This window comes from Selenomonas sp. AB3002 (genome assembly GCF_000702545.1).
Lineage (GTDB): Bacteria > Bacillota > Negativicutes > Selenomonadales > Selenomonadaceae > Selenomonas_B > Selenomonas_B ruminantium_A.
Genome location: NZ_JNIO01000002.1, coordinates 951,195 through 958,529, shown reverse-complemented (window position 1 = coordinate 958,529; position 7,335 = coordinate 951,195). Strand labels below are relative to the sequence as shown.

The following is a 7,335-nucleotide window of genomic DNA, read 5'->3' as shown; positions in this document are numbered from 1 at the left end:
TGCCGAGAAGGCCGTGGAGGTGGCCAAGTCCACCCTGGCCAGCATCGTGGGCCTGCCCCAGGACACGAATGTGGAGCCCCTGGATCACTTTTCCTACGAACCCTATGACAAGGACCTGCCTGACTGCGAGGCATACGCCTTGGAGCACCGGCCTGACGGCATTGCTGCCGACTATGACATCAAGGCCGCCCAGGCCCGGAAGGAAGCCGCCAAGGCTGGCTGGCGTCCCAGGGTTACGGGAGTGGGCACCCAGAGCATTGCCGGCAACGCCCCCTTTGCCAGTGAGCGCAGCAACAACTGGCAGGCAGGGCTTTCCGTCAACTGGAATATCTTCGACAACGGCGTGACCTCGGAGAATGTGCGCCAGGCAGCCTCCCTGGTGGACCAGTACGAAGCCGGGGCACGCAAGACCCGCAAGACCATCCAGCTGGAGACCCGCACTGCCTATCTCAATATGAAGGCGGCGGAGCAGAATATCCAGGAGACAGCTGTGGCGTGAAGCAGGCTGAGGACAGCTATACCATTGCCCAGGTGCGTTACGAGGAGGGCGTGGATATCCTTCTTTCCGTGACGAATGCCAGGAAAAGCTGACCCAGGCCAGGTCAAACTACATGACGGCCCTTTACCAGTACAACCTTTCCCGGGCCGCCCTGGAAAAAGCCATGGGAGTGCCCGTGGCCTTTGATGCCTCGGTGTATACCGAAGCCGAGCAGGAAGGCGCATCTGCCGACGAGGCCCTGGCGGCAGCCTGGCTGGGAGAGGAAGAATAAGTGAGGCGCAAAAAGTCGCCGGGAAGAGAGTGATATCTTCCCGGCGGCTTTTTGTGTGCCGATATCAAATATTTACCAGCCATTCGGCCAGGCTTCTCTTTTCGGAGTCGAAGCTCACGCCAATCTTGAATACCTGCCGTGGGTCGGCGGCGAAGGGCGCGGCGTAGCCTTTGTCCTCAATCTGCTGCAGGGCTTCCTGGGCGGGTTTGTCCACCTTGAACTCGAAGATGTAGACAAACTGCTCAGTCTCAACTATGCAGTCGGCCCGTCCCCGGCTGCTGTGTACCTCGCATTGCACGAACTGGTCCAGCAGGGTGAAGACCATGTATAGCACCGACTGGAAATAATGCTCGAAGGGGCGTCGTTTGAAGTGTAAGGAATGCTGGCAAAGAGGGCGGTGAGGATTTCCCTCATACCGTCCGTGTCACCAGCCAGGAGGCGGCGCCGCAGGGCGAAGATGTCCTTGCCGTTGCCGGAGCCCGCTTCGGAGTGTACTCGGGCAGGAGGCTTTCCAAAAAGCCGTATTTGACCTCCTCGTTGGGAAGCCCAGGGTGTAGAGCCGTGCCTGGGGGTCATAGTCCACAATGGTGAGGTATCCCGTCTGGTACAGAAGCGGCAGGGATTGGGGTTGTCTGTCCTGTAATCGGAGAGAATCCTGTCGTTGGTTTCCAAGGTTTTTTGGGTGAACTGCCGCACATCGAAGTGCATGGTTTTCAGCCGCCGCACCAGGAAGGTGGGGGTGCCGGTGGCGAACCAATATGCGCCCAGATTCCTTTCATCGAAAGCCTTCAGCAGGCTGAAGGGATTGTAGATGCCTTCTCCCTGAGGATGAAAATGGTAGCCGTCATACATCTTCTTCAGTTTTGCCAGGCAGCTGTCCCGGAAAGACCAAGCTGATGCGCCAGTTCCTCGATTTCCGGTGCAAAGGCTTTGGCAAGCTCTGCTTCCGTGATGCCGCAGATTCCTGCATATTTTTGATATAGGGAGATATCATTGAGCTGGTTCAGGTCGCTGAAGATGCTGACCTTGCTGAACTTGGTGACACCGGTGATGAAGACGAACTGCAGGTATTTGTCATAGCTTTTCAAGGTGCCGAAGAAGCCCTTGAATACAGCTTTGTTGTGTTCTTCCAGTTCATCTTTCTCTAACACCTCTAATAAGGCTTGTCGTATTCGTCCACCAGCACCACGCAGCGACGGCCGGTTTTTTCGGCGGCAGTTATTAGGAGCTTTTGGAAACGACCGCTCAAGGTGCCTTGTGCCTGGCAGCCGTAGATGGCTTCCCATTCGCGCAGGTGCTTGTCCAGTACATCCTCCAGGGCGGTATCGTGTTGATAGTTCTCGCCGTTGAAATCAAAGTAAAACACAGGATAAGGCTGCCATGCTTCCTTATTGCCTTTCTCCATTTCCTCTATGGCCAGCCCTTCAAAGAGTTCCTTCCTGCCCTCCCAATAGGCCGCAAGGGTGGAGAGGAAAAGGCTCTTGCCAAAGCGCCGGGGCGGCTGAGGAAGTATTGCCCTGCGCTGTGAACCAGATTATAGACGTAACGGGTCTTGTCAACATATATGTAGCCACCCTGGCGCAGTTTCTCAAAGCTCTGCACCCCAATGGGCAGTTGTCGTATATTCTCTGCCATCGTCAACGCTCCTTTCCTGTAGGAATTTTCTCTCTTTGCCCCATTCTAGCAGAAGCCTGTTGTATGTCAATACACCTGACGGCGCTTCATCAAAGGGTGCTGCCTGAGTTCAAACATTTTCGCAAAAAGTATAACACTTTCCTCTTTGGGCGGATATAAAGAACAGAAAGAAAAACAGCAAGGCAAAAGCCGGAGACGAAAATAGCAGCATGTTGAGCAGGAAAGATGAGGAGGAAAGGAAAATGAAGCGGGACGTAAGATTCAAGGATTTCTGGGGCCAGGTCAAGAGCATCCACACTCGCAGGAGACAGCTCAGGAAGGCACGGGCCATCTGACATAAAAATACATAAAGCCGCCGGCAGAGAGAGGTATCTTCCCGGTGCTTTTTAATTGCTGGGAGCAATGTAAGGAATTTTGGGAAAAAGCAGGAAATTCCACGGGGGGGAGAAGTATGTACCCAATAAATAGACTTATACACAGGCGGCAATTCAAGGGGAAGGGAAGGTCATCATGAAAAAGTATTTTTACTTGGCATCGCCATCATCCTCGTTATGGCTCTGGCCATCGTGGGCTATGGTGCCTGGCTCAATTATAGCGACGAACATCAGATAGCCAACCGCATGGACAACCGCAGAGTGCAACTCTCCGGAGCTCAGGCAGCCCAGCGGCAGCTGCATCCCACCCTGACCCTGCCTGCTGTGCGTTTTACCAGTGAGAACATGGCAGATGCGGTGGCCCTGACAGACGGGCGCATCATGCACTGGCAGGTGGGCAAGAACAGTCCTGTGCAGAAGGGGGACCTGCTGCTGACCATGGCCAATGAGCAGATTCCCCTGAAGATCCAGCAGGCCGCCAGCGCTGTCCGCCGGGCAGAGGCCGTGCTGGCCCAGGCTTACAGCACCTATCAGCGGCAGGGGCGCCTCATAGCCAAGAACGCCACGGCCCAGGAAAAATATGAGGAATCCCTCTCCCAGTACCTGGCTGCCCAGGAGGCACTGCAGGAGGCTCAGGCCCAGTATCAGCAGTGCCTGGTAATGGAAAACTGGCTGAATGTGGAAGCTCCCCTGGACGGTGAGGTGCTGCTCATCTACCAGCGGGAGGGCACTTATGTGCAGGCCGGTACTCCCGTGGCCCTGGTGGGGGATTTTGACCGCCTTTCCTTTTCCATGAACTTGCCTGATGAAGACACCCGCCATCTGCGGGTGGGGGAGAATTCCGTCATGGCCTTCCCTCAGGGGCAGGACCTGAGCAAGGTCTACGATACGGATTACGCTGCAGGGAATGTGGGCTGGGGCCAGAAGGTGCAGGCCACATTGAAAGATATCGTGCCGCCCCTCTCAGAGCCTGCGGAAATACGTCGCACCGTCTGGGAGGTGGACAACCGCACCCGCACGCTGGAACCCATGACCTATACCGGGGTGCGCATGGTGACGGGCCAGCCCTATACCTGCCTGACGGTGCCCCTGTCAGCCATGGTGGACGGCAACTATGACAAGGTCTACGTGCTGGACAGCGAAGGGGTGCTTCGCCTGCGGCAGGTGCGCACAGGCACAGACGATGACAGCTATATCGAAATCTACGAGGGCCTGCAGGAAGGCGAAGTAGTAGTGACAGGCAATATGGATGGCCTCCATGAAGGCATGAAGGCAGAGATTTCCCTGGAAGGAGGGGAAGCTGATGGCAGAGCAGGAAAAGAACGCCGCCCAGAAGTGGAACCGCGGCGGTGACCAGATTTTCAGCAAGGAAGCCTTGGACAAGATGCGTTCCCCGGAAAAGCTTGATACGGTGCTTCCCATCACTACCCCTGTGGGCTGGATGGGGCTGGTGGCCGTGGGTGTGATGCTGCTGGCAGTGGTCCTCTGGTCCATTTTCGGCTCCTTTACGGTAAAAGCTGACGGCATGGGCCTTATCATGGATGCCGCAGGAGTGGGCAAGATTTCCACCACTTCCGCTGGCCTGCTGGACGAAATCTACGTCTTTCCCGGCAGCCGGGTGAAGAAGGGTGAGCTGGTGGCCCATGTGAACCAGGTCCAGGAAACAGCTGCCGCCCGCATGGCCCAGTTCGGCCCTGAGCTGGCCGCCAGCGGCAGGGAGGCTGCGGGCCGGGTCCATGAATTCGACTCCCGCCGCTACCAGAAGGAAGCGGCTGAGTTCGTCTACTCTCCCTATGACGGCATCGTGGATGACGTGCTGGCCGAGAAGGGCAGCGTGGTGAGCGGGGGCACCCCCGTCCTGAGCGTGCGTCTGGCTGATGGCTCCGCAGGGGAGCTGAAGGGCATCCTCTACATCCCCGTGGACAAGGGCAAGCGTGTGCAGAGCGGCCAGACTATCCAGCTGGTGCCCAACGGGGTGGACGTTTCCCAGACGGGCAGCCTCCTGGGCACTGTGCGTTCCGTGTCCCAGTACCCCATCACTCCCCAGGCCATGCAGAAGAACCTGGGTAACGAGCAGCTGGCCCAGTGGATAATCCAGGCCCAGCAGAGCGCTGTGATGGAAGTGAGCTTTGACCTGGTGAAGGACCCCGGCTCCGAGTCCGGCTATCTCTGGACCTCCTCCGTGGGGGAGCACAAGCCTATCTCGGCGGGCAGCTTCTGCACCGGCTCTATCATCATCGAGCGGCGCCCTCCCATCGAGAAGGTTTTCTACAAGCTGAGCCAATGGCTGAGAAACAGGTGAGCCTATGAGTTTGACGGAAAAAGTGAAAGGAATCTTCGCCGGGGATATCAGGCGGGTGAAGGTGCCCACCGTGCTCCAGATGGAAGCCACGGAGTGCGGCGCGGCAGCCCTCGCCATGATACTGGCCCACTACGGCCTCTGGATTCCTCTGGAAAAGCTCAGGGCCGAGTGCGGGGTGAACCGCGATGGTTCCAAAGCCAGCTGTGTCATACGGGCGGCCCGGAACAGGAACTGCGAGGCCGATGGCTACCGCTGGACGGTGGATGATCTGCTGAAGCTCGAGGACCAAAATATCTTTCCCCTCATCATACATTGGGAATTCAATCATTTCGTGGTGTTGGAGGGCATCAAGGATGGCCGCGCCTATCTCAATGACCCCGCCATGGGGCGGCGCACGGTGGCCCTGGAAGAATTCCGCACCTCCTACACAGGGGTATCCCTCTACATCAAGCCCGACAAGGGATTCCAAAAAGCGGGCCATCGCTACAACGTCTTCAAGGACATGACGAAGAAACTGCTGGAGGACCGCTGGGCAGCCCTCTTCATCCTGCTCCTGGAATTCTGCGCCATCATTCCCGGTCTGGCCTCACCGGTCATGAACCAGATTTTTTTGGATGATATCCTGACCCGCAAGCACCCTGACTGGATGACGAATTTCTGCCTGGCCATGACCGTTTCCTTCATTATATCCGGCATCATGACCTGGCTCAGGGCCGTAGTGCTGACCCAATGGCAGAGAAAGCTCACCCTGGCGGATTCCTCCAGCTATTTCTGGCATCTCTTGAAACTGCCCATGCAGTTCTTCCACCAGCGCTATGCCGCAGAGGTGGCAGGCCGCGTGGGGTTCAACGAGTCCATTGCCGGGGTGCTGTCCGGCCCTGCCGCTACGGCGGTGCTGGACCTCTTCGTGGCCATTTTCTACCTGTTGCTGCTCCTGCAGTACAATGTGGCCCTGACCCTCATCGGCATCCTGTTCAGCTCCGTGGAAATCGTGCTGTTCTTCGCCATGCGGCGGCACCTGACGGACCTCAATATGCGCATCCAGCAGGATGCGGGCAAGGCCTACGGCGTGGCCATGAACGGCCTGCGCATGATAGAGACTATCAAGGCCAACGGGGACGAGTCTGATTTCTTCTCCAAGTGGGCGGGTTATCAGACCAAGGTCCTCACCGCCTCCCAGGAGACCACCCTCTGGGCCATGTCCGTGAAGATGCTGCCCACCCTGCTTTCGGGCATCAACGGCGCCCTCATCATGACCATCGGCGGCTTCTCCATCATGGAGGGGGCTATGACCGCCGGTATGTTCATGGCTTTCCAGCACCTGATGGGCAGCTTTCAGGCACCTGTCAACGCCCTGGTGGGGCTGGGCTCCACCCTGCAGACTACAGAAATGCAGATGCAGAGGCTCAACGACGTGCGCTGCTACGAAGTAGACAGTCTGAATTTCCCTTCGGAAGAGGAGGAAGCGAAGAAATCTTTCCCCGGGGAAAGGCTCTCTGGGGAAATCTCTCTTGAGGAAGTGAGCTTCGGCTACAGTCCTCTGGAACCTCCCCTGCTGGAGCATTTCAACCTCCACGCTGCCCCGGGCAGCTGGGTGGCGGTGGTAGGGGCTTCCGGCAGCGGCAAGTCAACTCTGGCCAAGATTGTCACGGGCCTCTATGAAGAATGGGATGGCACCCTTTCCTTTGACGGGGTGCCCCGGCGGCAGGTGCCCCGGCAGGTGGTGCAGAGCTCTCTGGCGGCGGTGGACCAGGATATTTTCCTCATCACCGGCACCGTGGCGGAGAACATCGCTCTCTTTGACACCACCGTGCGCCGCAGCGACATCATCGCCGCGGCCAAGGATGCCTGCATCCATGAGGATATTATGAAGCTGGACGGCGGCTATGAATTCCAGGTGGCAGAGGGGGGCATGAATTTCTCCGGGGGGCAGCGCCAAAGGCTGGAAATCGCCCGGGCTCTGGCGGTGAATCCCTCCATCCTGGTATTGGACGAAGCCACCTCTGCCCTGGATCCCATCACGGAGAAACAAGTGCTGGAAAATATCCGCCATCGCGGCTGCACCTGTCTGATTGTGGCGCACCGCCTTTCCACCATCCGGGACTGCGACGAAATCATCGTCCTCTCCCGGGGCAAGATTGTGGAGCGGGGCACCCATAGGGAAATGATAAGTCACGATGGCCCTTACCTGCAGCTCATCACCGAGCGGGAGCAGGAAGACATGGATAACATGGAAGACGTGGATTGAAGGAGG

Annotated in this window: 7 protein-coding genes and 1 pseudogene; 5 read left to right on the top strand and 3 right to left on the bottom strand. The window is 57.7% G+C overall.

What is annotated here, in order from left to right; all coding sequences use genetic code 11:
• Together P159_RS18390 and P159_RS20475 are read left to right on the top strand one after the other, a co-directional pair.
• On the top strand, window positions 1-499 hold a 499-nt coding region (locus P159_RS18390), incomplete at its 5' end, for a TolC family protein (RefSeq protein WP_185753603.1).
• A gap of 112 nt (window positions 500-611) precedes the next feature.
• The gene (locus P159_RS20475; RefSeq protein WP_185753602.1) at window positions 612-770 is read left to right on the top strand and encodes a hypothetical protein; all 159 of its coding nucleotides are present in this window, start codon (window positions 612-614) and stop codon (window positions 768-770) included.
• A 64-nt stretch (window positions 771-834) separates the two neighbouring features.
• Here P159_RS20475 and P159_RS20890 read toward each other — a convergent pair whose 3' ends face one another.
• From P159_RS20890 to P159_RS21125, 3 genes and pseudogenes are all read right to left on the bottom strand, one after another.
• On the bottom strand, window positions 835-1,068 hold the full coding sequence (locus tag P159_RS20890) for a PD-(D/E)XK nuclease domain-containing protein (RefSeq protein WP_318253494.1): 234 nt from the start codon (window positions 1,066-1,068) through the stop codon (window positions 835-837).
• Window positions 1,023-1,622: a hypothetical protein gene (locus tag P159_RS20885; protein WP_221174050.1), complete on the bottom strand. Its 600-nt coding sequence runs from the start codon at window positions 1,620-1,622 to the stop codon at window positions 1,023-1,025. The genes P159_RS20890 and P159_RS20885 overlap by 46 nt, the downstream gene beginning before the upstream one ends.
• Before the next feature lie 5 nt (window positions 1,623-1,627).
• Window positions 1,628-2,405 (bottom strand): annotated as a pseudogene (locus P159_RS21125) (AAA family ATPase).
• Window positions 2,406-2,956: 551 nt separating this feature from the next.
• Between P159_RS21125 and P159_RS0104675 the strand changes: the two are divergent.
• The 3 genes from P159_RS0104675 to P159_RS0104665 are packed head-to-tail and all read left to right on the top strand — an operon-like array spanning window position 2,957 to window position 7,329.
• Entirely contained in the window at window positions 2,957-4,132 is a 1,176-nt protein-coding gene (locus P159_RS0104675; protein WP_029541896.1) for an efflux RND transporter periplasmic adaptor subunit, read from the top strand.
• A complete protein-coding gene (locus P159_RS0104670; protein WP_029541895.1) occupies window positions 4,083-5,081 on the top strand; it encodes an HlyD family efflux transporter periplasmic adaptor subunit in 999 nt (332 codons plus the stop codon). Before P159_RS0104675 ends, P159_RS0104670 begins: the two co-directional genes overlap by 50 nt.
• Window positions 5,082-5,085: 4 nt before the next feature.
• Window positions 5,086-7,329, top strand: coding sequence for an NHLP family bacteriocin export ABC transporter peptidase/permease/ATPase subunit (locus tag P159_RS0104665; RefSeq protein WP_051650116.1), 2,244 nt, complete (start codon window positions 5,086-5,088; stop codon window positions 7,327-7,329).
• Window positions 7,330-7,335: the final 6 nt, after the last annotated feature.

Bases quoted from the DNA above. Each gene is read 5' to 3' on its own strand.
- P159_RS20475 (WP_185753602.1), top strand. From the start codon at position 612: ATGACGGCCCTTTACCAGTACAACCTTTCCCGGGCCGCCCTGGAAAAA.
- P159_RS20885 (WP_221174050.1), bottom strand. From the start codon at position 1,622: ATGTATGACGGCTACCATTTTCATCCTCAGGGAGAAGGCATCTACAAT.
- P159_RS0104675 (WP_029541896.1), top strand. From the start codon at position 2,957: ATGGCTCTGGCCATCGTGGGCTATGGTGCCTGGCTCAATTATAGCGAC.
- P159_RS0104670 (WP_029541895.1), top strand. From the start codon at position 4,083: ATGGCAGAGCAGGAAAAGAACGCCGCCCAGAAGTGGAACCGCGGCGGT.
- P159_RS0104665 (WP_051650116.1), top strand. From the start codon at position 5,086: ATGAGTTTGACGGAAAAAGTGAAAGGAATCTTCGCCGGGGATATCAGG.